Source organism: Rhodocytophaga aerolata (assembly GCF_030503435.1).
GTDB lineage: Bacteria > Bacteroidota > Bacteroidia > Cytophagales > 172606-1 > Rhodocytophaga > Rhodocytophaga aerolata.
In genome coordinates this window covers 85,403-108,075 of sequence record NZ_JAUKPO010000003.1, presented here as the reverse complement: position 1 = coordinate 108,075, position 22,673 = coordinate 85,403, and the positions used below count along the sequence as shown (strand labels likewise).

Below are 22,673 nucleotides of genomic sequence, written 5' to 3'. Positions count from 1 at the left end.
AGTATATTACCCTCATGACTCATCCCATTCAGCCGGTGGCGGCACAGCCGGACGTATATAAAAACAATAAAAAAGTAGTGAATGCCTGGTGTTCCTACGATTGGGCTAATTCGGTATACAATCTGACTATTACCGCTACTATATTTCCGGTGTACTACAGTGCAGTTACCCGTGCGGCCTATAATGGGGAAGTAGTGAATTTCTTTGGCGTAGAAGTACAAAATACGGTGCTGTATAGTTATGCCATCTCCTTTTCTTTTCTGGTAATAGTTGTGTTATCACCTGTTTTGTCGGGTATTGCGGATTATAGTGGAAAGAAAAAACGGTTTATGCAGTTCTTTACCTATCTGGGTTCCCTGGCTTGCCTGAGTCTGTACTTATTTACCGGAGAAAATGTAGCGTATGGTATTATTTGTTCGGTACTGGCAAGTATTGGGTATGCGGGAGCCTTGGTATTCTACAATGCCTTTCTGCCAGAGATAGTCACGCCCGACCGGATGGATAAAATCAGTGCCCGAGGCTTTTCTATGGGCTACATTGGCAGTGTGGTGCTCTTGTTAGTGAATGTGGTTATTATTTCTAATCCGGAACTGGTAGGCATGGCCAATACAGATGCAGGGAAATTGCAGGCAACGCGGCTGGCATTTCTGATGGTGGGTATCTGGTGGCTTTCTTTCTCGCAGATTGCATTTTACTACCTGAAAGATATACCTACGCATCATAAAGTCAGTTCCGGGGTATTAACCAAAGGCTTTCATGAGTTATCAAAAGTAGTGAAGAACTTAGTTAATCAGGTGCCTACCTTGCGGTTTTTAAGTGCCTTCTTTTTCTATAGCATGGGCGTACAAACAGTAATGCTACTGGCCCCTTTGTATGGAGAGGCGGAAATACACCTGGCTGGAGACAAACTAATACTAACTGTACTTATTCTGCAGATCGTGGCTATTTTGGGTGCCCAGGTATTTGCCAGAATTGCCACAGTAAAGGGAAATAAATTATCCATAGCCATTGCTATCGTGATATGGGCTGGGGTATGTATCGGTGCCTATTTCCTGCAAACCGAAACCCAGTTTTACATACTGGCAGCTTTCCTAGGCCTGGTTATGGGAGGTATTCAGTCGGTATCCCGTTCTACCTATGCCAAACTTATTCCAGTTAATACACAGGATACGGCCTCTTATTTTAGTTTATATGATGTAAGCGAAAAACTGGCGATTGTATTGGGTACTTTCTCGTATGGCCTTATCCTGCAACTGACCGGCAGCATGCGCAACAGTGCCGCCTTCATGATTGTGTTTTTCGCCATAGGCTTCTTTTTCCTCATGCAAGCCAGATTACCGAAACCGATGAGGATTGATTAATGAGTATGGACGAATAATTAAATGTTATTTTCCAGCTAAAATTCAAATTAATAGCAACTGATAACAGCCTTTACATAAGCCGCCTTATTGAATCTTCGGCATAGGGAGCAGGTATGTGCGGATTCTATAGAGCGGTTTTGCAAAGGCGAGGCCTGCCCGGCCTTGAGGGCAAAAGATTTATACAAGGAGTGCACTCAATGATTAGTGTACCATTTCTACCTATTGTTCATTCATCACACGTCAATATTCATTCCTATGTACGCTTTGTTGAAACTGATTGTGCAACTAGCTTTACGGGTCTTTTACAAAGATATTCATGTGCAGATAAAAGGAGCCATTCCTAAAAACGGACCTTTACTAGTAGTGTCCAATCATCCGAATACCTTTATGGACCCCATTGTAATTGCCTCTATTCTGCCGCAGCAAGTATATTTCCTCACGAATGGCTCTGTATTTAAAAATCCCTTTATTGGCTGGTTGCTGGGAAAAATGCATATGATTCCAATTTACCGCAAAGAAGACGTAAACGGTCAGGCGCCAGATAACCGGGCTTCTTTTGCCAAATGTTTTGATTTTCTGGCAAATAAAGGCACCCTGCTTATTTTTCCGGAAGGGAGCAGTGTGCATGAAAGAAGGCTTCGAAAACTAAAAACTGGTACAGCCCGCATCGCTCTGGGCGCCGAAGCAGAACATGAGTTTACGCTGGGTGTACAAATTCTTACCATTGGCTTAAATTACTCTGACCCTATTCGGTTCCGCAGCGAATTATTTGTCAATATAGATGCTCCTATTGCTGTAGCAGAGTACGCTTCCGCGTATCTGAAAGATCCGGTAGAAGCCGTGAACCAGTTAACAGAGCAGATGCGCCTCCGGCTGGAAAAACACGTGATTATTACCAGGACCCAGGAAGAAGATGCCTTGGCTGCGAATATTGAGGCTGTGTACAAAAGCCGCCTGGTGAAGGAACTGAATATAAATGAGGAAGAGCCAGAACAGGAGTTTCTGTTAACTAAAAACATACTGGAAGCTATCCGGTTTTTCGAAGAGAAAGCACCTGCCAGAGTACAGCAGATCCAGGCAAACTTAGCAGACTACCAGAATAGCTTAAGGCAACTTCGATTAGAGGAAGAAGTCTTTCATAAAAAAGATAACCGCAAGGGGTTTTACACTATTTTTATATCAATCCTATACATCCTACTAGGTTTTCCTCTTTATCTGTATGGCTTGATTAACAATTATATACCTTATATCATTCCATCTAAAGTGGCTAGCCTTATTATACGGGATAAAGTATACAGAGCGCCCCTTATGATGACTATTGGCATATTCAGCTTTAGCCTATGCTATAGTTTGCAGGTACACCTGTTTCATCAGCTGATCAGCCCTTCTGGATGGTATACAGCCGCCTATGCAGGTAGTTTGCCAATTAGTGGATTTTTTGTATTACATTATTGGAATTACCTTGTTAGTTTTTATCAAAACTGGACCTTTGCTTCGATAGTTCGTAGCAGAAAAAGCCAAGTAGCGGCTATTATCCGTAAAAGGCTTATTATACTAAGAGAGTTGGAGAATGCCCGCAAAGAATATAACACCTATCTGCAAATGCATAAAAAAGCTGTGAAAAAGATGTAAAGTAGAAGGAATATTTTCAATTTTACTTCAAAGTTTGTAAACTACATTCTTCTTTTTCAACCTAGTATAGAAGTTTAGAAAGTAATCGTCTATGAAAAGCATATTATTACCTACCGATTTTTCTGATAGTGCAGAAAATGCACTGAAATATGCGCTTTATTTAGCCAAAAAAACAGGCGCTACCCTCACCCTGCTGAATGTTACCTATCCGTCGCCGGGCAATAGTACGATGCACCGCAACATCCGCGACATATTAAAAAATGATTCTAAAAAAGCCCTAATTGAGCTGGAAAGTAAAATAAAAATTGATCCGGCCAACGAAGGTGTAAAAGTAAAAACTGTTTCCAAATATGGCACACTCAATGTGCAGATACAGGCCGTAGTACAAGATTTGGACATAGATTTAATTGTGATGGGCACACATGGAGCTACAGGATTGAAGGAATTAATCTTCGGTAGTAATACCGCCACTGTTATTGAAGAAGTAACCGATTGCCCAGTGCTGGCTGTGCCTTACAAAGCTCCTTTGCATGAACTCAATAAAATTGTATTTGCTACTACCTACTCATTTAATAATATCGAAGTATTAAAAGAGTTATCAGCTATGGCAGATATTCTTGGAGCAACTATCCAGATTTTACACGTGCGTACTCCCAAAGACAGCACGAAAGAAGCCATTGTGGAAGAGTTTAAGCAAAAGTTAAAAACAGAAATACCCCAGGGTAACTTTGCTTTCCATGAAATAGAGCACGAAGATGTTGTAGAAGGCCTGCAGCAATATGTAACTGCTGAGAAAATAGATTTACTGGCCATGGGTACCCGAAAAAGAGGTTTTTTTGGCTCGTTTATCAACAAAAGTCTTACCAAAACAGCTGCCTTCCATACTAACATACCTTTGCTGGCGTTCCATGACAAGCAGAAAATATAATTTGAAACTAAGCTGTTGATATTACAGTTAATAGAGAGCATATTTGCAGAAAGCAAGCCGTCTTATCGCTGCTCTGCTCCGGCAGAGGAGAGGAAAGTCCGGGCAACACAGAGCATCGTACTTCCTAACGGGAAGGCATTCTGGCAACGGAATGACAGATAGTGCCACAGAAAATTACCGCCTTTGTAATGAGTACTGATTAATGCATAATGACTACCTAAAAATATTCATTTATCATTCTTTATTATTCATTATAAAAGTAAGGGTGAAAAGGTGCGGTAAGAGCGCACCGCCTGGCTGGCGACAGGCAGGGCATAGGTAAACCTTACGAGTTGAAAGACCAAATAGGCTGGCATAGCAATGGTTAGTGATTAATAAATAATGAGTAGTCATTAATGTTTCTTCATTAGTCATTGCTAAAGGGCTGCTCGCTCTTGGCCAGCGGGTAGGTTGATGGAGTGCAGCTGTGAAGCTGTGCCTAGATAAATGATAAGACCTTTTGCAAAAAAGGACAGAACCCGGCTTACAGGCTTGCTTTTTATTATTCAATGCCGTTAAAAGATTAGAAGTTGGAAGATCATCCATTCTCTAATCTTTTAATTTTTTAGAACCTACTAATTTTATACAGTGTATGGCAAAAATTCTCATTATTGACGACGAAAAAAGTATTCGCTACACTTTACGCGAAATACTGGAATATGAAAAATACCAGGTAGATGAGGCAAAAGACGGAGAAGAAGGCCTGGAAATGTTTACCAAAAATGACTATGATGTAGTGCTGTGCGATATAAAAATGCCTAAAATGGATGGCATGGAAGTATTAGCCAAAGCTACCGAACTAGGTAAAGAAGCACAATTTATTATGATATCGGCACATGGTACCATTGAAACAGCAGTGGATGCCACCAAAAAAGGAGCCTATGATTTTATTCAAAAACCGCCAGATCTTAACCGTCTGCTACTGACAGTAAGAAATGCAATGGATAAATCTTCGCTGGTTACAGAAACCAAAGTGCTGCGCAAGAAAGTAAGCAAAACGTTTGATATTGTAGGAGAGTCTGCCCCCATCCGGAAAGTAAAAGAAGCGATAGACAAAGTTGCCCCGACCGATGCCCGTGTGTTAATTACTGGGGCCAATGGCGCTGGAAAAGAGCTAGTAGCCAGATGGCTGCACGAAAAAAGCAACCGGGCACAAGCCCCTTTAGTAGAAGTTAACTGTGCTGCCATTCCTAGCGAACTAATTGAGAGTGAATTATTTGGGCATGAAAAAGGTTCTTTTACTTCTGCTGTTAAACAACGGATTGGGAAATTTGAACTAGCCAACAATGGCACCCTGTTTCTGGATGAGATTGGCGATATGAGTTTATCTGCTCAGGCCAAAGTACTACGGGCATTGCAGGAGCACAAAATTACCCGCGTCGGTGGCGACAAAGAAATAAAAGTAAACGTACGGGTACTGGCAGCCACTAACAAAGACCTGAAGAAAGAAATAGCCGAGAACCGTTTCCGCGAAGATTTGTACCACCGCCTGAGTGTTATACTCATTCATGTGCCGTCTCTGGATGAACGCAAGGACGATATTCCATTATTGGTAGAGAAGTTTCTGAAAGATATTGCCGAAGATTATGGAAATAGTCCCAAGAAAATCACTCCAGAAGCTTTGGCTTATCTGCAAAGCTTGCATTGGTCTGGCAACATCCGGGAATTAAGAAATGTAGTAGAGCGGCTGGTCATTATGAGCGGCACAGAAATAACCGAAGAAGATGCTTCATTGTATGCCGGTTTAAACCGGTAATTTATGAGGCAACTATTGTAACTAATAGGTTACCAGACACACCCGTAAGGCTGATATATCCTTACGGGTTTATTGTTTTAACGGATTTACTATCGATAGAGGATACATGCAACGTATTAAAGCCCCTATAACCCTACTTGTTTTTATCCGTATATACACTCCGAAATGCACATAAAGTGCTAAACAAACTTAACCTTAAACTTAATAAGTTAACAATATGAAAAAGATAGTAATGAATGGTATGCTTGCAGCCGCCCTATGTTTTGGCTTTGCTGCATGTGATTCAGGCCAACGAGCCACTAATGATGCAGAAACTGCTGCTGCTTCAGATGCTAATACTATGGAACGTGATCCGATGGAAGCTGCTGAGGACGCCAATGAAGATAAAATAGAAAATAATGATGCAATGGCAAACAGCACTTCTGACGATAAAGAAGATGATGCAGAATTTATGATGAAAGCGGCTGCCAGTGGTATGTTTGAATTGCAAGCTTCTGAACTGGCTTTACAAAAAGCCTCTAGCCAATCGGTGAAAGAGTTTGCTAAGAAGATGAAAGACGACCATACCAAAGCTAACAGCGAGCTGAAAGCACTGGCTGCTAAAAAGAATATTACCTTGCCCACTTCTTTGGATAAAGAACATCTGGATAAAATAGAAGATTTGCGGGAAGAAACCGGCACCGATTTCGACGCTGAATACATGGAGGCCATGCACAAAGCACATGAGAAGGATGTGGAATTATTCGAAGATATTTCTGAGGAAGATGATGTAGATGCTGAAGTGAAAGCCTTTGCTTCTAAAACATTGCCTACCCTGCGTTCACATAACGATATGGCGGAAACTAAAAAAGAAGCCGCTCAGAAAATGGATATGGATACCATTGGTATTCCTAAATCTAAAAGAAACAACTAAGCACCAGATAATAACGGATAGTAAAAGAGGCCTCTATGGGGCCTCTTTTCGTTTTTGTGAAGAGTGTTTTTCCTAAAAAAATTGGTAACCGAAAAATCTATATATGTTTTATTGAATACACAAAACTTTTTCAAGCCATTAGCCTTAAAAAGCCAAATATTATTTACTTAATAAAATTAAATTTCGATAATTAAAAATTTTCGGAATAATATTTTGATTTGGGATATTTTTTTGCTTAATTAAAAATACAAACTCAGTAGTAACGGCATTACAGTTAAAGGGAATTTAGGCCTATGTAAGATATTAATCAATAAGTTATAGAATGCAGGTAAGCCAATGGTAGGTTACCCAATGAAAATCAGGTGTATCCATAGATATGAAACATCTTCTGACCTACCTGTTATGCATGGTTATATTTTCTGTAAATGCAGAAAACAAACCGAAAGCTGTTAAAACAGTTCATAACCCTACATCTGCGCTTCCAGTCATTTATTCTTATATAGATATGGTGTTGCTGTTGAAGCATCCGATGGACGTAGTTGATGGAAAAGGAAATCTCAAACACACCGGATTTACCTACAATGCTATTAAGCATTCCTCGCCAGAGAATATTTACAAAGCAAAGCAGGGACAGATCTTCAAAGTGATTGGAGTGTTGAAAGAACAAAGTGATGTGTATTTTTTACGGTTGGAAGTTGTAAATACCGACCAGATCGTGTATTACCGGGTAATGGAAGGAACAGACAAACTTAAAAAGCAATTCCTGATAGCCACCTTTGCAGAAAGTAAAGGACAATTATAAATAGTAGAATGGAAGTAAGGTGGCATCCAGTATAACAGCCTATATTCTCTCTATTGGTGAGCTAAAAATTGATAGTAACAACGTATACAGCACATCTTAGGAGAAGCAACTATAACTTATTGACCACCTAATTGACAAAGCTATGAAAGGTATACTATCCCTTTTGCTGGTATTGCTTTTATACACTTTTTCCTTTGCACAGCTTCTTTATAAACCTATTATACTGCATAATGGGTACAAAAACGGAGTCTTGGTAAGAAACCACGTAGAAATACACTATACGCATTATACTTCCAAGGTAATTAGTGGATGTATAGTAGTCAGCCGTGTGCTGGAGGTAGCCCAGGTTGATAATTTATCTCTGTATTCAACGTATATTCAGAAAGATACCTTAGCTTCCTTTTATGGGACCATTAGCAAAGGAAAAAAACAAGGCACTTTTATTTCTGAGCCCGATGGAAATATTGTAACCATTCACACCTATACAAATAATACCATTGAAGGACCTTTTCGAGGTTTTTATATATCTGGTCAAGTGTACAATGAAGGATATATGCATAATAACCGGCAAACCGGGCAATATGTACAATATTATGCAAATGGAAAGCTGTCTAAAATAATTACCAGAAGCACGGTTGAAGATTTATCAGCGGAAGAGCATTTTTTCGTAAATGGGCAACTGGAATCTAAGGGGACCATGTACCGGGATAAAAAGGTAAATGAATGGGTGTATTATGACTATTATGGAAATCTGAAGAAAAAAGAGTACTACAATCACCGGGGCAGGTTATTGAAAACCATCCGTTAAGGTAGCTCTTGTTTGTCTATTGGGCAAATAGGGGTCTAGCCAGGTCCAGTCAATAAAGAAAATATAAACAAAGATCCAGGCATTGAAATACCATCCTACCTCCAGCAAAATATAGGTGCCAGCATGAAAGCCGATGCCTGCTAGCAAGACGAAGGGAGTAAGCCTGCGAAAAAATAAAATGCTGCAAAATCCTAGCTGAAAAAGCATAGCTCCAAAGGGTAGGATGGTACATAATACATCACTTTGGGCCACCCATAATCCTGCGGGAGCCTGGTGTAAAAACAAATAACTGCGAAAACTCTCCGGGTTGAACCATTCTGTTCCTGCAATTAATAACTTTTCTAAGCCAGCCATTACATAAACCATGGCAATGCATACCCGGATCAACTGCAGAGGCCAGGCAGCTTGTTGAGGACTTGCTGCCCGGAAAGCTTTTTGTTGCTCATACACGAGGAAAGGCATAATCAGAGCAGCATAGGTTAGGGTAGAGAAGGTATGATCTATTTTTTCGAAACTATATAGCCAGCCCTGCATCAGCACAAATAGCAGGGTGGATATTATGGAACAGCTAACTGGTTTAACCCAGAAAATTACTCCTGCATAAGATAGCATAAGCAAGCCGAATACTATCCCACTCACTGGAACCGACGGAAAATCAATGTTCAGAATCCGCAATAGCAGCAAAGGTTTGTAAAAAATCTCGGCAGGCCTCACTAAATCAAGGTAGTAAAACCAGTCGTAGGTAAAAAAGAGCATGCCCAGATAAAACAATACGCGTAGCCAGTGTACCTGACGGACTGAAACCGGAGTATCCCAAAAAGCATTAACTTGGTTACGGAAAGGAAGTTTAAAAATATAGGCAGACGTAAAAACCAGCAAAAACATCTGCACCAGACTGAACCTGATAACTACCTGGTCAGCCTTAGACAAAAAAAAGTGTGTATCGAAACGATGTTTTTCTATAGCAAATCTCGGATAAAATGTCTCTAGTATCTGGTTAAACCAGGCAGGAGCCTTACCTTCTATAGCTTCCAGCATTAATTCACGGCCTGCAAACAGGTACAGCATAGGTACTCCAACAATACATAGCAGCCAGCCTAAAAGTACTTTTTTCATCATGGCTTAGCTGGAATGGTATATCTGGCAACAATGGCTGTATCTGGCTTAAACATTTGCGCAGGGCTTGTGATCCGCAGAAACTGCCATTCCCTTACTATATGTTTACCTGGGTATATGGTGTGAATATTCTCCAAAAAAGCTATGGCCTGATTCCGGTAATAGTAATTGCGCAGCAGATAATCCAGGCTGCTAATTCCAAGTTGCTTAGGCGTAAGCACCTGTTGCCGCTGATTGAAAGACGTATAGCGGATAGCAAATTGCTCCATTTGAATGGCTTCCCTTACAGGTTCGGCAAACATGCCAAAACGGAAAAAAGGATATAAGTCTGTCAATAAAACAAAAGGAATCCATAGCAGACTAATCATTGCTATAATACTTATTCTCTTTACAGACATACATTAAAAAATTAAACGGCTCTAATACCCTTAGTATACGCATAAGGCTTTTACAACTTAGAGTAAAGATGGTACATAGGCATCAAAATTAGTATAATTTTCAGCTACTGTATAGCTTTGTATGTATGAAAAGGCTTCAGGTGCTTTTATTTAGACTAACTTTGTTACTAATGGTGGCAAGCTGCATGGGGAGCACTTTAGTTACCATTGTCTATTCTTATGAAGAGTTTACGGCCAGTATTGCTTCAAGTATTGGCCAACCGGAGAAGCTGGCAAAATTCCGCGAGTTGTTGCTTACTCAAGAGCGCTTCTCCCTCCTAAGAATTATTTCCTTTTTTAGCAGTAGTATATGGGTGGCTATTCTGCCATTTTTATGGAAACAAGCAGTGAGTGTTCCTGCTGTTACAAGCCGGATAGCTGCCTACAGTAACAAGCAGATAAAAAAATATGTATCCTTTTGGCAGGCTATGCCTATAACAATAAAGTATATGGCTGGTATCCTGTTATTGCTAATCATTCTTTCCAGATTTTACTTTCTTTTCCGTTTCCCCTTTCACGTAGACGAACGTTTCACCTACTTGTATTTTGTAGATAAAGGCTTTCTTGTTTCTATGACCTATTACCCTGGCCCAAGCAACCACATTTTCTATACGCTTATCTGCAATTTTTTTGATCTTTTTATAGCTGATCCTGTAGTGGTTATGAAGCTACCTGCTTTGCTAATAAGTATAGCCCTGTCTGTTGTATTCTGGCTAATTATAAGCCAGTATTTTACTTATTCTATTGCTTTGCTTATAGCAGCTTTGTTCTCTTTTGCAGAACCGGTTTTTTATTATAGCATACAAGGCAGAGGATACATCTTACTTATGTTCCTAACCTTAATAGCAACCCAGAATGCCATAAAAATAACCCAAAGCAACAGGCTTTCTTTTTCGTATTTTTTCTGGCTAGGGGTAAGCGCTACGTTGGGTTTTTACACACTACCTATCTTTTTGTATCCCTTTGTCAGCCTGCTCTTGTTCATCACATGGCAACTGATTATCCAGCGGAATTATACCTTCTTTCAACCATTATTTATCACTTGTATGGCCATAGCGGGTAGTGTATTTATTTTATACCTGCCGGTGATTGTGTTTAATGGATGGAGAGCTTTAATAGCCAATAGTTGGGTAGCCCCTATCCCTTGGCAAGAATTCATACCCTTTTTTCCGCAACATCTGCTGAAACTGGCTTCTGAGATTTGGGGTGGGTTGCCAGGAGGAATATGGCTTACTAGTGTATGCATACTCTTCTGCGTAGGAGGAATGATTAATAATAATTGGGTTTCTGTCGTCAGACCTTGGCAGCAGATATATCTACTGAATTTGATTGTAGTAATAGGTATTTCCTTTTTGCAGCGGCTCCTGGTACCTCTGCGAGTATTGTTTTATTTAAGCATTTATCAGTACATACTTCTGGTGTATGCAGCCTTAAAGGTAGTTCAATTTGTATCTGCCTATCTCCCAATTTATCTGCCTGCGGAACATTTACAAAATACAGAAAAAGATAAAACTACCTACCCGGTAAACCGGTTGCCTATGCCCCTATTGCTAGGCTTAGTGTATATTTTATTAAATGTTTATACTTTTTATTCACTTACCAAGCCCGGTCAATTCCCAGCCTATAAAAGTTTTGATGCAACCGCACAATGGCTTTACAACCATAGAGCCAACAACATATTTGTAAATGAGTATGACTATAGCTTATGTATCCGCTTTCTTTACGAAACACGGGGACATGAAATTCATTTAGATACTAATCAGCCGCAACCAGGAAAAGAATACACCTATGTTGTTATACATAAAAATTCTCCTTATCCTGCACAATTGCTTCTTAATCAGTATACTCAGGTTTATACCGATAGTCAAATAGCAATCTATAAAAAAATGCTGCTTTAAAATGAACGGGTACGTAACCTGCCTTCCCAACTATATAGGACTATATCCAGAAATTATTTTGTTAATATCGGAGGATTTTTAGAATAAACTTATACCTTTGGCCCCAATAATTAATATTAGCCTCATCACAAGCAGCACAAATCATGAAGATCTATCAGATACTTAATAATGTAGTTGTGAAAAAAATGAATTTTACGATTATTTCATGATTCTATACTATTCTGATAGTGCTTGCATAGTATCTTGACGACCAAATTTTATATTAAACCATATAAAATTTCTATTTCTAGCTATTTCTAAACAGTTTAGCTTTTTGCAGTAGCCTTCTTTCTGAACCTGTGACCCTGCTTGTAGCTATCCTATTCAACGCTCAATTAATGCTATAATCTTTTTTTATTAAGTAAACAGTTTATTAATTAACCTTAAATCTATGAGTCAACGAATTACTATTCCCTCACAGAAGCAGCTGCTCGTAAAAGTGCAGAGGTTAACTGGCATTAGCCTGTTTTCATCTGTGCTCTTCGTCAGTTCTGGCTTCTTCCCAGCTGAAGCAAAAGCGTACATCTCAACAGACCATGGTACATTGGTTGCAGGCGTACACACATCTGCATTGTTAACTAATGGCAAGCAAGCAGCTGATATCTCGGTTAGAGGTACCGTGAAAGACGAAAATGGAGAGGCTATTCCAGGTGTGAATGTCTTGCTGAAAGGTACCTCCACAGGAACCACAACAGATGTAAATGGCGGGTATACGATTAATATACCTGATAATGCAGCTAATGGCACGTTGGTATTTTCGTATATCGGCTATACTACAGAGGAAGTGCCCATTAACGGGCGTACCAGTATAGATATTAGTCTGGTGTCAGATATTAAATCACTAAGCGAAGTAGTAGTAATCGGCTATGGTACAGCGCAAAAATCTGACTTAACAGGCTCAGTTTCGTCAATAAAAGCCGAAGTACTACAGGAAAGGCCAGCTCCATCCCTTAATCAGGCCTTAGCAGGTAGAATGGCCGGTGTTCAGGTAAATACGAACTCTGGCCGTCCAGGAGGTAGAACCACTGTACGGGTGCGTGGATTCAGTTCTATCAACTCCTCCAATAATCCTTTGTATGTAGTAGATGGAGTAATGTTACCTCAAGGCAATCAGAATCAGTTCAGCAATGCCATAGATTATATTAATCCTAACGATATTGTTTCTGTAGAAGTATTAAAAGATGCCTCTTCGACAGCTATTTATGGAGCAAGAGGTGCAAACGGCGTTATTCTAGTTACAACCAGAAAAGGCAGATCTGGCGAAGGAAGAATAACCTATGATGCAGATTTTAGTGTGCCAACCCTTGGCCCTAATGCACCTGAAGTACTAAATGCGCGAGAATACTTAGCCGTAGAAGACCTGGCTTACCAGAACATGGCAAAATATGATCCTAAGGGATGGGCAGAAGGCAAATGGGCATTTAGAGATCCTGCACTTGCCCGGAAAGATCCACGGCTTTTAGATGCCAATGGTAATAATAAACTTTTTGATGCCAATGGCAATCCCTTATATGATACCAACTGGATGAGGGAAGCCACACAAAATAAACTCTCTCAAAATCACCAGCTGGGCTTTAGCGGTGGTAATGAGCGAACTACCTATGCCCTTTCGCTGGGTTACCGGGATGACCAAGGGTTTGTAAAAACTTCTTATCTGAAACGCTATTCAGGCAGATTCTCTATAGATGACCAAGTTAAAAAATGGTTGAAGATAGGTGGAACCCTGAGTTATACCTACCAGAACGAAAACTTGGTGGATGTGAATGATGCAGTTTCTCGTCAGATTGTGGAAGATTTTCCTTTTATGCCAGTACGATATGCAGATGGCACCTTTGCTAATAACAGGGATTATCCCAATGCAGAAGGCACTATGAGTTCTGTACACAGGTTATACGGCCGCAAATACATCTTGAATACGCAAACCAGTATAGGAAGTCTTTATTCCAATATTACTTTCTTTCCAGGTTTAGAAATGCGAACCGTTTTGGGTGCTAATATCCTGACACAGGAAAATAACCAATCCCAAACCCGGACCTTAGCTATAAATGAACAAGGCACGGCCTCTACGTTCAATAAACGTGAAATGTTCTGGTCTTTAGAAAACTATCTGACCTATACCAAACGCTTTGCTGACATTCATTCACTTACTGCTTTGTTAGGTATTTCCTGGCAGAGGACAAACTATTTTGATATGAGTACCAGCATACGTGGCTTTGCAACAGATTATTTTGGTTTTAATAATATAGATGCTGGTAGCACTAACCCTCAGGTTTTTTCTGAGGCTTCCCAAAATTCATTTAATTCTTATTTTGGAAGGATCAACTATGGCTTGATGGATAAATATTTAGTAACCTTTACTGGCCGTGCCGATGGTTCATCTAAGTTTGGTGAAAATAACAAATTTGCTTTCTTCCCATCTGCCGCCCTGGCCTGGAGAGTTTCTGAAGAAGAATTCTTAAAAGGTAACAATGTAATCTCCAACTTAAAGCTGCGGGCCAGCTATGGGTTAACAGGTAACTCTGAAATACCTGCTTATAATTCTTTAGCTTTATTAAGTTCAACCTATGCGGCAATCTATGGTGATACACGTGTAGGAGGTACTGGCTTGAACAGATTAGCTAACCCTGATTTGAGATGGGAAAAAACTGCTCAAACAGATGTTGGTTTGGAACTGGGCTTATTTAAAGGCAGAATAAACTTAGAAGTGGATCTCTATCACAGAAAAACCACGGATATGCTGCTGGATGCTCCTGTTCCCCGTACCAGTGGCTATGCTACTATCCGGAAGAATGTGGGCTCAATGGAAAATAAAGGGATAGAATTCGCACTGAATACTGTAAATATTCAATCCGGAGATTTTTCATGGAATACTAATTTCAATATTTCACTAAATAAGAACAAAGTACTTACATTAGCCACACCTGCCGATATTTTTGGGGTTGGTGGTCCTAATTTTACCAATCAAACCAGTGTTATTCGTGTTGGAGAGCCAGTGGGTTCTTTCTGGGGGCTTACACGTTTAGGCATCTGGGGAACTGCTGAGGCGGATGAAGCTGCTAAATATACCAGTTACCGTAATAACCTGACCATTTTGCCAGGTGATGTTAAATATCTGGATGTAAATGGCGATTACATCATCTCTGATGCTGACAGGAAGATTATTGGCAATGGTACGCCTAAAGCCTGGGGAGCCATGACTAACTCATTCCGTTATAAAAGCCTGGATCTGACTGTAGAACTTCAGTTCTCTTATGGCAATGATGTGTTAGATTTAACCAGACATGCCAGTGAAGACCGTCAGGCACTTGCCAACAGTTACAAAACTGTATTGAACGCCTGGACACCGGAAAACCAGAATACCATGATTGCCGAAATACGTGATACACGGGCTGGTTATGTAACCAACGTAGATAGCTGGTGGGTGAAAGATGGCTCTTTTATACGGGGCAGGAATATATTATTAGGGTATACTTTCCCTGAAGCAATCTATTCTAAATTAAAATTAAGTAGACTTAGAATTTATGCTTCAGCCCAAAACGCATTCCTGATTGTTGACAAAGACCTCATCGGAGATCCTGAAGTAACACCGACCAATCAGAATAATGAAAATAGCGCATTCTCACAAGGTATAAAATGGCATGAATATCCCAGACCAAGAATTTTTACGGTAGGTATTAACATTGGTATTTAAGTAACTGGATAATTATCTAAAGATATAAGGTACAAGACAAGAGATATACGTGTAGTGAAAATGAAAATTTTGTAGAATAAATGCCTATATCTTTTGTCTACAGTCTTAGTATCTGCTTATTCAAATTTATTTCATTATAACAGACATTCCTTATGAAGTTTAATATAGTAAAAATTGCTGGCAACATATTTCTGTGCGGAGCCATGCTGCTTGGTACAGGTTGTAAAGATTTTCTGGAGGAAACTCCTCCTTCCAACCTAACACCGGATAATTTCTATACCATTCCAGATCATGCTGAAGCTGCGATTGCAGCTGTCTATGCTGATACCAGGTTTATAGGAAATGGTGCCGGTATATTCTCGGTGACCTGGCAAATGCTGGAAGCACCTACCGGAACTTCTACTACAGAAACGGCTCAGAATTCAGATCTAAACAACTTGTATTCCCTTTCTTATGATGGAAATACACAGCATATCATCAACTGGTGGAATGGCCTATATAGGGTGATTGCCAATGCAAACCTAGTTCTTGAGAAAGTACCAAGTATTACTCCAATGGATGCTGCCCAGAAAGCCCGGATATTAGGTGAAGCACAATTTCTGCGTGCCTGGGCCTATTTTTATGCCGTCAGGTTATGGGGTGATGTACCTTTAATTACTAAGCCTCAGACTATTAATTCACCGGATTTTCTACCTTCCCGTACTTCACAAGAAGAGGTATACCAACTAATTGTAGATGACCTGACTGCTGCTGAAAATGCTGGGCTTGCCTGGATGAATGCAAATGGACGTGTATCACAAGCGGCTGTAAAATCGCTGTTAGCAAAAGTATACCTGACAATGGCAGGGCAACCGCTCAACAAAGGTGCTTCGCATTACAAGTTAGCTGCTGATAAAGCCAATGAAGTAATAACCTATGCGAATGCAAATCCGGCAACCATCAATCTTTTCCCAACCTACGGGGATGTGCATCTGGAGACTAAGAAAAATATAGTAGAGCATCTTTTTATGATTCAATACAATATATTGGTGGCTGGTAATCCAATGCAGGATATGCATCCTAATTTTAAGCCTGTTACCTTTGCCGGGAATGCTGGTACCGGAAGTACTGTGCCAACCAGATCATTTTATGAATCTTATGAGGATGGAGACCTGCGTACTAAAGACAGAGAAGGTTACTTTTACACTAGTTATTTCCAGAGCGGAAATGGCGCTCCTTTTGAGTTAGGCGCACCCTATATTTTTAAACACTTTAATGTAATAGCAAATGGGACTGCAGGCGTAGCTGGCACTCGCAATAACAACCTGAATGTACCAATGATCCGGTATGCTGAAGTATTGTTAATTTATGCGGAAGCACAAAATGAATTGGGTGGCCCTACACAAGAAGCCTACAATGCATTTAAAAGAATCAGAGATAGAGCTCAGCTAACAACTCCGGAACTAGGTACCTATGATCAGAATACCTTTAGAGAAGCAGTATGGAGAGAGCGCTGGCATGAGTTCTGTTATGAATTTATTACCTGGTTTGATATGGTACGCCTCCGGAAAGTATACAATGAGACTACTCAAGGATTTGATAACTTTGTAGGCCATGTTAATCTTGGTTCAAATCAAGCTTTACAGGAAAAACACCTCCTGTTCCCTATTCCAAGACCAGAGATGCAGAATAATGAGAATCTCAGACCTCAAAACCCAGGGTATCCACAACAGTAAATATAGAAATCTATACTTGACAAAATCCCCACCTACAAATGCTGGTGGGGATTTTTTTATGATACTGATTAGGAATATTATACACGATACGTATTGCGATTAACAACAAAAAAGCTGCTTCATCTGAAGCAGCTTTTTTGTGAATGTATGAGTAAGATGAAATTCTAATTATAGCCTGGGTTTTGTACCAGTACATCTTTTCCATCCACTTTTGTATTAATTATTTCTGACCAAGGAATCGGATAGTATTCATGCCTGCCTTTTATAAACTGTGCATTGTTTAGATAGGTACGCAAGTTTTTTTCCTTTTCCAGATAGGCGTTGAGTGTAGGGGCAGCTATACCCCAGCGTACCAGATTAAAGTAACGTTCTCCCTCCATAGCAAACTCAAGCCTTTCTTCAAAACGTACGGCTTTACGGGCTGTTTCCTGGTCTGTCCAGGGTAGCAGGTATTCACTAATTACATAGTTGGCAGCAGGTGTTCCGTCGGCTTTCAGCACAAAACCGGCAGGGTTGGCAGCCCGGCGGCGAACCATATTCACATGTTCACGGGCTTTTTCCAGATTGCCTAATTCTACCTCACATTCTGCTGCCCACAACAACACGTGTGCATACCGGACCATGCGGTAGTTATTGGCATTCCGTCTCTGGTTACCGGCTATCCCTGAATTTCTTCTCTCAGGAATATGTTTTTTTGGCGAATAAGGTCCACCATAGGCCTGGTCACGTATCCAGTCTCTGCCTGGGTGAATGGCCCAGTCCATATAGGGAATTCCTCTGCGGCCCACACTCCAGTCTACCCTGGGGTCTAGGGTGCCGGTATAGGGTTCAAAAGGCTGGTTCGATGCAATACCCTGGTCACTTTTTACATCTACCTCATTAAAGGTGTCGAGTAAGGGAAGGCCGTTTTCAGTTTTGTGTGCGTTCACCAGGTTTTGAGAAGGCTGATAAAATCCACAGCATCCGCCAGGACCATTGTTGTAAGGCCATGCCAGGTCCATACCTGCATTACCACCGCCATCGGCTGCGGCCGTTACAGAGTACTGTACCTCAAAAATAGACTCTTTGTTGTTCCGGTTAGCATTATCGGCAGACCAGTTATCGTGGTATTTTTCTACCAGTGTATACTTGCCACTGGCAATAATCTGATCTAGCAACCCTTTGGCCTGCGTAAGCTTATCTACTCTGGCAGCACCCGTATTTACATCAAATCCCTGATACATTAATGCTTTGGCTAGCATAGCCATAGCTGAATATTTGGTAGGCCTGCCGGGGAAACCAGGTTGTGTTTCAGGAAGTACAGCTATAGCAGCCTCAAAATCTGCCTGAATTTTAGGCCAGGCATCTTCCGTATTAGAAATTTTCACACTATTAGGATTGGTAGAGTTGTATACCTGTTCATCGTAATAGGGAATATTGTTCCACATCCGTTTAGCTTCAAAATGGAAAAGCGCCCGCAAAAATTTGGCTTCTGCTGTGATTTGTGCGGCACGGTCTGCCGATAGATCAGTAGCCTTGGCTACAGCCTGTAAAACCTGATTTGTCCGGGCAACACCATTATACATAGCGCTCCATTTTCCACGCACGTGGTTATTGGTTTCCAGCCATTGATAGGTTTCCAGAAATGTCTGCTCTGGCTGGTCTCCGGCATCTGTACCCTTATATGCATCATCTGACACGACATCGCCAAATATCCAGGCATGAATAGAGCCATGCCAGTCACTTTGCCCGGCACCTACAGGAATACCATCCAGCGCACCATACGCCCCTACTAAAAGTCCTTCTACGCCGGTAGCGTTTTGAAGGCTCTCGGGGCTATACCTGCCTTTCGGTTGTTTTTCAAGAAACTTGTCGCCGCATGAGCTTACGGATAATACTCCTGCCATAGACAAAGCAATAATCCAATTTCTTTTCATAATATATAATTAAAGGTAATTAAGGTCTGATAAACTAGTTTAGAAGCCAAGGTTCAATCCGAACATATACAGTTTAGGAGTGGGTGTAACTGCCTCATCTACCCCAATCTGGTTGTCGCCGCGTAAAGCCATTTCAGGATCAAGACCTGTGTATTTAGTTATGGTAAACACGTTTTGTGCTTGTGCATAGAATCTAATCTGGCTCAATCCGATTTTTGATACAAAGCCAGCAGGTAAACTGTAGGCCAGTTGCAGATTTTTGAGACGGGCATACGAACCTTTCTCAATAAAATAGGTAGAAGGCCGGCTACTTACGGCATCTTTCTCATCCAGAATTGGCAATTTTGCATTTGGGTTGCCTGGTGTCCAGGAATCGTATAATACCCGTGTGCTACGGTTTCCCTGGAATGTATTGAAATCTGTCCAGTATCGCACATAGTTAAACACATCGTTACCAGATACACCTTGCAGGAAAGCCGTTAGTTCTATGCCTTTATATCCGAGAGAAAGATTCACCCCATAATTGAAATCAGGGTGTGGACTGCCAATATAAGTCTGGTCAGCAGACGTAATAGCACCATCTCCATTTATATCGCGGTATTTAAATTTACCTACTCCTTGCACCGCTTCCCGCACACCATCGCCATTCATATCTACATAAACGGTAGCATCGTTATATCCGGCGAAGGTGGGTGCAGCAGCGGCTTCTTCAGGGGTCTGGAAAATACCATCAATTACGTATCCATAATAGGACGAAATCGGATAGCCCTTCTGAGAACGTGTTACAGCTGGTGTACGTAAGGCAAAGCCAGGAATGAAGGCAGCATCGTTGTTAGGGTCAATTACGGTAACTTCGTTGCGGTAGGTAGAGAATATCAGGCCCAGACTTACGTCTATCTGGTCGTTCAATATCTGATCGTTGAAGTTAATCCCCAGATCAACACCTCTGTTCCGTACACCTGCCGCATTAAACGAAGGCAAATCGGCATTACCCAGGGCACGTGGCAATTCCAGTGTTAGTAATACGTCGTCAGTCTGGCGGTTAAACCAGTCAAAGTTTACCTCAATTCTGTTATCCAGTAAGCCTAAGTCAAACCCAATATTGGTAGAGGTAGTGGCTTCCCATTTACCGGAGGGGTTACCAAATTTCCGCAAAGAATACGCTACATCATAGCCATTGGGGTTACCACGTACGCTGTAGCCACCTCTGGTAACATCAGTATCGTAAAACTCATAGGAGTTATAATCGCTGATACCGTCCTGGTTTCCGGTTTGGCCCCAGCCTGCACGCAGTTTTAAATCACTTATTAATGGTATATCCTGCATAAAGTTCTCTTCAGACAAACGCCAGCCTACACTAAAGGCTGGGAAAGTAGCCCAACGGGAAGCAGCCAGGAAGCGGGAGGAAGCATCGCGGCGCAATGTAGCCTGGAACAGATACTTATCCATCAAGGAGTAGTTAATCTGGCCAAAATAAGAGAAAAGGGAGTAGTCGTTCCGGATTTCGCCCCGGTTAGTCTGAAACTGGGGGTTCCCAGCATCCAGGAAACGTAAGTTATCTGGGAACAGCACATCGGTGGTGGAATACCTGTCACGGAAGCCTTCCTGAAACTCACCCCAGGCGTTAATAGCTTCTGTGCCTAGGGTAGCATTAATGTTATGCGTTTCGTTCAGGAAAAGTTTATAGTTCAAGGTATTAGTCCAGGTCCAGGCCGTACGGTAGTTGAAATCCGAGCGGTAGTTATAGTAGCGGCTTGCTTCGGATGCTTCCCAGGTAGGGGTAGTAGCGTATTTTCCACGGCCAACGGTTCCATCCATACCAAAGCTTGTACGGGCGGTTAGTCCTTTCAATATATCTACTTCTGCAAACACATTCCCAAATACGCGTACATCCTGATACCCATTGTCTTTGTTTCTGTATAATAAAGCCACCGGGTTGTGTGCATTACCCAGGTTGTTTCCTAGTGTGCCGGCAAAATTTCCCATAATATCATATACAGGCACAATAGGCTGCATGCGCAGAGCAAAAGAGATTTCATTGCCTTCTGCCTGGTTGCCAAAAGTACCATTACGTTTGGCATATACTACCTGTAGGTTTTCACCTATCCGGAGGCGTTTTTTAATGGTAAAATCGGTATTAGCCCGTACAGAATAGCGCTCAAATCCATTATGAATAATTAAGCCTTTCTGGTTAAAGTAGCCTGCTGAAAAAGAATAATGGGCACTTTCATTACCGCCAGAAACACCTAGCTGATAATTCTGCATAGGGGCAGGATTCAATACTTCATCCATCCAGTTGGTGCCTTGTTTATTGGCCCGGGTAATCTGGAATACATCCCGGCCAAAAGCTGGGTTATTAGTACCATCCGGCAGAAAACGTTCCCGGCTATATAAAGAAGGATTTGTTCTGGGGTCGCCTTCAAACGCACCACTAGGCACCAGATAATCTGGAATTATGGGTTCTGGCCCATTGCCATACTGGCCATGTTCCGGATTGCCGGTAGTGCGATTTACAACACCTGCATTCAGCTTACTTTGCCAAAGGTACTGGCCATATTCTGCTGTATTCAATAAATTAAGAAGCTTCCCTTGGCCTTGCACCCCATAGTAACTCTCAAAAGTTACTCTAGGCTCGCCTGTTTTCCCCTTTTTAGTTGTGATGATAACTACCCCGTTACCAGCTCTGGCACCATAAATAGAAGCGGACGTAGCATCTTTCAGAATTTGAATAGATTCTATATCGTTTTGGTTAAAGTTTGCCAGGTTGTCTTTGGTAGGAACCCCATCAATAATATACAAAGGATCGTTATTACCTAAGGTTCCAAATCCGCGGATACGGACGTTTGCTCCTTGGCCTGGAACGTTGCTGTTAGTTACAAATACACCTGCTGCTCTACCTTGCAATTGCTGTTGTACACTGGTAGCAGCAACCGACAGAAGCTCTTTTGGTGATACTACGGCAATAGCACTGGTCAAGTCTTTTTTCTGCTGGGTAGTATAGCCGGTAACGACTACTTCTTGCAGGGCTTTTACATCGCCGGCTAATTGTACATCTACAGAGCTACGGCTGCCTACGGCTACTTCCTGGGTGGTGTAGCCAATGTAACTAAAAACCAAGGTAGGATTATCTTCTGTAACGCCAATACTATAGGCACCGTTGGCATCGGTAATGGTTCCGGAAGAGGAGCCTTTCACCAATACGTTCACCCCAGGTAGAGACGAGCCATCGTCTTGAGCGGTTACTTTTCCCGTAATAGTTCTGTTTTGGGCAAAAGTTGGCAGGCTCCATAGGAATATAAGCCCTATTAGCAGGATGCTGCCAGAGGAATAAATTTTCAATTTCATAAATATTGGTTTGAGGTAAAATTCAAATGCGTAAGCAAGAAAATTAGCTACTACATAGAGGGACAGGCTTCTTCTTTAGAAGTTTGGCAATCTAGTATAGCAGCTCACCGGGAGCAGTGTAATCAGTTATTTATGAACCCTTAAAGGGATATGGGAGGGGTGTAAACTATGCACTCATAGATAATATACTTTGGTTTATGGGTTTAAGATTAAATTATTTAAAGGATACTTAGGCTTAAAAATAAGTGCGAAAGATTATAGGTAAAAAAATAGACTA

The 22,673-nt window shown here is 41.3% G+C and carries 14 protein-coding genes and 1 other RNA gene; 11 read left to right on the top strand and 4 right to left on the bottom strand.

Translation table 11 applies throughout. The features are described from left to right. Nucleotides 1–14: 14 nt before the first annotated feature. The 8 genes from Q0590_RS07300 (at nucleotide 15) to Q0590_RS07265 (ending at nucleotide 8,239) form a co-directional block, all read left to right on the top strand. Nucleotides 15–1,361 carry an MFS transporter gene (locus Q0590_RS07300; RefSeq protein WP_302036852.1) on the top strand — a complete coding sequence of 449 codons (1,347 nt, stop codon included), beginning with the start codon at nucleotides 15–17 and terminating at the stop codon, nucleotides 1,359–1,361. Nucleotides 1,362–1,616: 255 nt separating this feature from the next. Then, complete coding sequence (locus tag Q0590_RS07295; RefSeq protein ID WP_302036851.1) at nucleotides 1,617–2,993, top strand: lysophospholipid acyltransferase family protein; 1,377 nt, start codon at nucleotides 1,617–1,619, stop codon at nucleotides 2,991–2,993. A 91-nt stretch (nucleotides 2,994–3,084) separates the two neighbouring features. After that, nucleotides 3,085–3,921, top strand: a complete 837-nt coding sequence (locus tag Q0590_RS07290; RefSeq protein ID WP_302036850.1) for a universal stress protein — start codon at nucleotides 3,085–3,087, stop codon at nucleotides 3,919–3,921. Nucleotides 3,922–3,970: 49 nt separating this feature from the next. After that, nucleotides 3,971–4,463, top strand: an RNA gene (gene rnpB / locus Q0590_RS07285) — RNase P RNA component class A. A gap of 89 nt (nucleotides 4,464–4,552) precedes the next feature. Next, a complete protein-coding gene (locus Q0590_RS07280) occupies nucleotides 4,553–5,716 on the top strand; it encodes a sigma-54-dependent transcriptional regulator (RefSeq protein ID WP_302036849.1) in 1,164 nt (387 codons plus the stop codon). Nucleotides 5,717–5,933: 217 nt separating this feature from the next. After that, nucleotides 5,934–6,629 (top strand): DUF4142 domain-containing protein, encoded by a 696-nt coding sequence (locus tag Q0590_RS07275; protein WP_302036848.1) that lies wholly within the window; start codon nucleotides 5,934–5,936, stop codon nucleotides 6,627–6,629. Nucleotides 6,630–7,005: 376 nt separating this feature from the next. Next, a complete protein-coding gene (locus Q0590_RS07270) occupies nucleotides 7,006–7,431 on the top strand; it encodes a hypothetical protein (protein WP_302036847.1) in 426 nt (141 codons plus the stop codon). A 142-nt stretch (nucleotides 7,432–7,573) separates the two neighbouring features. Further along, on the top strand, nucleotides 7,574–8,239 hold the full coding sequence (locus Q0590_RS07265) for a toxin-antitoxin system YwqK family antitoxin (protein ID WP_302036846.1): 666 nt from the start codon (nucleotides 7,574–7,576) through the stop codon (nucleotides 8,237–8,239). Here Q0590_RS07265 and Q0590_RS07260 read toward each other — a convergent pair. Both Q0590_RS07260 and Q0590_RS07255 read right to left on the bottom strand, forming a co-directional pair. Continuing rightward, a complete protein-coding gene (locus Q0590_RS07260; RefSeq protein WP_302036845.1) occupies nucleotides 8,219–9,358 on the bottom strand; it encodes an HTTM domain-containing protein in 1,140 nt (379 codons plus the stop codon). The two genes, Q0590_RS07265 and Q0590_RS07260, sit on opposite strands and share 21 nt — an antisense overlap. Beyond that, complete coding sequence (locus tag Q0590_RS07255) at nucleotides 9,355–9,753, bottom strand: hypothetical protein (protein ID WP_302036844.1); 399 nt, start codon at nucleotides 9,751–9,753, stop codon at nucleotides 9,355–9,357. The genes Q0590_RS07260 and Q0590_RS07255 overlap by 4 nt, the downstream gene beginning before the upstream one ends. A gap of 125 nt (nucleotides 9,754–9,878) precedes the next feature. Between Q0590_RS07255 and Q0590_RS07250 the strand changes: the two genes are divergently transcribed. The 3 genes from Q0590_RS07250 (at nucleotide 9,879) to Q0590_RS07240 (ending at nucleotide 17,135) form a co-directional block, all read left to right on the top strand. Continuing rightward, complete coding sequence (locus Q0590_RS07250) at nucleotides 9,879–11,690, top strand: hypothetical protein (protein WP_302036843.1); 1,812 nt, start codon at nucleotides 9,879–9,881, stop codon at nucleotides 11,688–11,690. A gap of 430 nt (nucleotides 11,691–12,120) precedes the next feature. Continuing rightward, entirely contained in the window at nucleotides 12,121–15,420 is a 3,300-nt protein-coding gene (locus Q0590_RS07245) for a SusC/RagA family TonB-linked outer membrane protein (protein ID WP_302036842.1), read from the top strand. Nucleotides 15,421–15,572: 152 nt separating this feature from the next. Beyond that, nucleotides 15,573–17,135 carry a RagB/SusD family nutrient uptake outer membrane protein gene (locus tag Q0590_RS07240; protein WP_302036841.1) on the top strand — a complete coding sequence of 521 codons (1,563 nt, stop codon included), beginning with the start codon at nucleotides 15,573–15,575 and terminating at the stop codon, nucleotides 17,133–17,135. 164 nt (nucleotides 17,136–17,299) lie between these two features. Here Q0590_RS07240 and Q0590_RS07235 read toward each other — a convergent pair whose 3' ends face one another. Both Q0590_RS07235 and Q0590_RS07230 read right to left on the bottom strand, forming a co-directional pair. Next, nucleotides 17,300–19,051, bottom strand: a complete 1,752-nt coding sequence (locus Q0590_RS07235; protein ID WP_302036840.1) for a RagB/SusD family nutrient uptake outer membrane protein — start codon at nucleotides 19,049–19,051, stop codon at nucleotides 17,300–17,302. Nucleotides 19,052–19,090: 39 nt separating this feature from the next. Further along, nucleotides 19,091–22,396: a SusC/RagA family TonB-linked outer membrane protein gene (locus Q0590_RS07230; RefSeq protein WP_302036839.1), complete on the bottom strand. Its 3,306-nt coding sequence runs from the start codon at nucleotides 22,394–22,396 to the stop codon at nucleotides 19,091–19,093. Between the last annotated feature and the right edge of the window lie 277 nt (nucleotides 22,397–22,673).